At 67.2% G+C, this 4,041-nt stretch carries 1 pseudogene; it reads left to right on the top strand.

The features are described 5' to 3' along the window. Window positions 1-4,041: pseudogene (locus tag LU671_RS29055) on the top strand (adhesin); the annotation flags it as partial.

The following is a 4,041-nucleotide window of genomic DNA, read 5'->3' as shown; positions in this document are numbered from 1 at the left end:
CGGCAGCCTCAGCGCCGGGCGCCATGTCGACATCAACGCCGCAACGCTGGACAACCGCCAGCAGGGCAAGGTTGTCGCGGACGGGCGCATGACCCTCACCGGCGGGCAACTGCTCAACAGCGACCGTGGCCAGATCATCAGCCAAGGGGCACTGAACGCCACCTGGGCGCACCTCGACAACCAGGCCGGTGAGTTGTCCAGCTTCGATGCGCTGACCGTGCATCTCGACCAGGCGCTGCTCAATGTCGATGGCGTGGTTTCTGGTGCTGGCATGGAGATCCATGCCCTGACGCTGAACAACCAGCGTGGCGTGGTGTCCAGCAGTGCCGGCCTGGAGCTGGTCAGTGGCGCCGATATCGACAACCAGCACGGTGAGATCTCCAGCGCCGGTGCCAGCCAGCTGCGCGCCGCCAGCCTCGACAACCGTGGCGGCAGGCTCAGTGCCGATCAGGCGCTGACGCTGACCGTCGGCCAGGCTCTGGATAACCGCAAAGGCGTGCTGGCCTCGGGTACGGCGCTGACGGTGAGCGCCGCCAGCCTCGACAACCGCGAGCAGGGCAAGCTGCTCAGCGATGGCACACTGACCGCCAAGGTCAGCGGCGTGCTCGACAACCAGGACAAAGGCTTGCTCAGTGGTACTGGCGCGACGCACATCGAGGCCGGCCAGCTGGACAACCGCGGCGGCCGACTGGTTGGCAAGGACTTGCTGACCCTGCAAGGCCAGCGCTGGGACAACCGCGGCGGCAAGATCGAGGGCGATGGCACGATGACGCTGACCCTCGACCAGCTCGACAACCGTGACCAGGGCCTGGTCAGCGGCCAGGCCGGGGTGCGCTTCGATGGCACCGAACTGCTCAACCAGCTCGGCATCTTCGGCGCTAAGGGCAATCTGGATCTGGTCGCTGCGCACCTGGACAACAGCGGTGGCAGCCTGACCAGCGGTGGTGATCTCGATGGCCAGGTCACGCGCCTGGAACAGCTCGGCGGCAAGCTGTCCGCCGACGGCAAGCTGACCCTCAAGGGTGATTCGCTGGTCAACCGCCAGGGCGCCGTGCTGGGCGCCGGGCAGGGCATGCGCCTGACCGTGGACAGCGTCGACAACCGTGGTGGTGAACTGTCCGCGGCCAAGGCGTTGAGCCTGACCGGCCAGCGCCTGGACAACACCGGCGGCCAGGTCCTGGCCGAAACCGACCTGTCGCTGACGGTGGTCGAAGTCATCAACCAGGCCCAGGGCCTGCTGCGTGGCAAAGGCCAACTGACCCTCGACGGCCAGACCCTGGACAACCGCGACGGGCGTGTTTCCGGCGAGCAGGGCGCACGCCTGCGCTTGGGTCAGGCGCTCGACAACGGCAAGGGGCTGCTGACCAGCGAGGGTGACCTCGATATCGGCGCCGCCAGCCTCGACAACAGCGACGCCGAGCTGAGCAGCGCCGGCAAGCTCATCCTGGCCACCACTGGCAAGGTAGACAACCAGCGCGGTTCGATCACCGCCGACGGCACCCTCGACCTGCGCAGCGCCAGCCTGGACAACCGTGCCGGCGAGATCGGCGCCCAGGGGGCCATGGATATCGCCACCGGCACGCTGGACAACCGCGACAGCGGGCACGTGGTCGGCAACGACCGCCTGACCATCAAGGCCGGCCAGGTCAACAATGCCGGCAGCGATAGCCGCATCGACAGCGATGGCGCCATGCAGCTGACCGCCACGGGCTTCGACCAGCAGGCCGGGCGTCTGCTGAGCAAGGCCTCGATCACCCTAGACCTGGGCCAGGGCGCGTTGGTCAACCATGGCCTGATCAAGGCTCCGCTACTGGTGCTGAATAACCTCGGCAGCGTCGACAACCAGAAGGGCGAGATTTCCAGCCCGCAAGGTTTCACCCTCGTCACCACGACGCTGGACAACCGCCAGGGCAAGCTGATCAGCGACCAGGCGTTGACGGTGCGTATCGCCCAGGCACTGGACAATACCAAGGGGCTGGTCTCGGCCAAGGGCCTGGACCTGCGTGCCGCCAGCCTGGACAACCGCGAAGGTGAAGTCAGCAGCCGCTCCAGCCTGGTCGTGGCTATTGATGATCGCCTGGACAATCGCCAGGGCACATTGGTAGGCGACACCTCGCTGAAGCTCGACGCCAAGACCCTGGACAACAGCAAGGGCAAGATCTCCGGCAAGGGCCGCGGCGAGATCGAGGCCGCCACACTGCTCAACACTGCGGGTTCGCTGGTCAGCCTGGAGCAGTTGCGGATCAAGGGTGGCGAGCTGGACAACCGTGAGTCAGGGCTGCTCGGCAGCAACGGCGCCCTGACCCTGGACGTCGATCGGATCGACAACCGTGGCGGCGAGATCACCGGCAAGGCCGCTGTCGCGGTCACCGGCACCTCGCTGGACAACAGCGACGGCGGCCTGCTGGTGGCCGGCACGGGCATGACCCTCGCACTGCAGGCACTGCTCAATCGCAACAAGGCACGTATCGAGGCCCAGACCGGCCTGACCCTGACCGGTCTGACCCTGGACAACGACGGTGGCCGCCTGACCAGCCAGCGGGACATGACCCTGACCTTGACCGGCGCGGCGCTCAACCGCCTCGGCCTGATCAGCGCCGAGGGCCAGCTGGTGATGGCTGCGCAAAGCTTGGACAACAGCACTGGCAAACTGGATAGCGCCGGCAGCTTGAAGCTGACCACGGCAGGCGCGCTGCTCAACAAGGGTGGCGAGTTGCTGAGCGACGGTGACATCACCCTGGCCAGCGCCAGCCTGGAAAACACCGACAAGGGCGTTATTGCCAGCAAGGGCGCGCTGGCCATTACCACCGGCCACCTGGACAACAGCCGCCAGGGCAGTGTCAGCAGCAACCGCACCCTCGACCTGCACGCCGGCCAGCTGGACAACCGCGACGGCGGCCGCGTGGGCAGCCGCGAAGCACTCAGCGCGACGGTTACTGGCCTCGACCAGCAGGGCGGCAAGCTGTTCAGCGACACTTCGGTGAACCTCGACCTGGGCCATGGCCACCTGGACAACCGTGGCGGCCTGATCAACGCCCCGTCGCTGCTGCTGAACAACCTCAAGACCGTGGCCAACCAGGGTGGCGAGATTTCCAGCGCGCAAGCGTTCACCGTCGCCGCCGAGCAACTGGACAACGGCAACGGCCGCTTGCTCAGTGACCAGGGCCTGCTGCTGCGGGTCAGCCAGCGCCTGGACAACCTCAAGGGCCTGATCGGTGGCCAGTCGCTGGAGGTTCATGCCGGCGTGCTGAGCAACCGCGACGGTGGCCGCATCGAAGCCAAGGACGCACTCACACTCACCAGCAAAGGCGTGGACAACCACGGCGGCAAACTGCTCGGCAGCAGCCTTGCACTGGACCTGCTCGGCGCCGACCTGGACAACGGTGCCGGCCTGATCACCACCGCAGGCTCACTGACCCTCGCCAACCTGGCCAAGCTCACCAACCAGGGCGGCGAGATCTCCACCGCCCAGGCCCTGCGCCTGGACCTCAGCGAACTGGACAACCGTGACGGCAAGCTGATCAGCGAACAGACCCTGGCCATCACCAGCGGCGCGATCGACAACCGCAACGGCCTGGTCTCGGGCTGGCAGGGGCTGACCGTTACCGGCCAGAGCCTGGACAACCGCCAGCAAGGCACGCTGTCGAGTCGCTCCGGTGCCGTGCAGGCGACCGTGGCCGGCGCCCTGCGCAACAGTGACGGCGGCGCGCTGGTCGCCCAGCAGCGCCTGGACGTCAAGGCCGACAGCCTGGACAACAGCGCCAAGGGCATCCTGTCCAGCGGCAGCGGCCAGCAACTGACCATCACGGCGGCACTGGACAACCACGAGGGCGGCCTGATTGATGCCGGTGAAAAGCTGGTCATCAGCGCTGGCGCCCTCGACAACCACGGCGGTCGCGTGGCCACCCGCCAGGACCTGGGCCTGACCGCCGCGAGCCTGAACAACAACGACGGCAACCTCGCGGCCCAGGGCGCCCTGACCCTCGATCTGCTCGCCGACCTGCTCAACCGCAAGGGCACGCTGTTCGCCGGCAAGGACCT

It is taken from the genome of Pseudomonas sp. NMI760_13, assembly GCF_021283245.1.
In the GTDB taxonomy this organism is placed as follows: Bacteria; Pseudomonadota; Gammaproteobacteria; order Pseudomonadales; family Pseudomonadaceae; genus Aquipseudomonas; species Aquipseudomonas peradeniyensis.
Note: the sequence above shows the minus strand (reverse complement) of the source record. Positions and strands in the feature narration are given on the sequence as shown.